This is a genomic window from Mesorhizobium sp. (genome assembly GCF_004963255.1).
Taxonomy (GTDB): domain Bacteria; phylum Pseudomonadota; class Alphaproteobacteria; order Rhizobiales; family Rhizobiaceae; genus Mesorhizobium.
On record NZ_SUGA01000139.1, the window covers coordinates 1 to 240 of the forward strand.

At 65.0% G+C, this 240-nt stretch carries 1 protein-coding gene; it reads left to right on the forward strand.

What is annotated here, in order from left to right; translation table 11 throughout:
* On the forward strand, positions 1-240 hold a 240-nt coding region (locus E5X34_RS32790; protein ID WP_292573393.1), incomplete at both ends, for an Lrp/AsnC family transcriptional regulator.

Genomic DNA, 240 nt, shown 5'->3' on the forward strand with positions numbered 1-240 from the left:
GCCTGGATGTCGTCGCCTTCTGCCTCATCGGCCTGCATCACCAGGCCGATGCGGAGCTGAAAACCTTCGCCGAACGCACCCGCGGTTGGCCGATCGTGCGCGACGCCTGGATGGTATCGGGCGAATCCGACTTCCTGCTGCATTGCGTGGCGAGCGACCTCGGCGCCTTCCAGACCTTCGTCATCGAGGATCTGGCCTCGGCGCCGAATGTCGACACGGTGCGCACTGCACTGACCATCC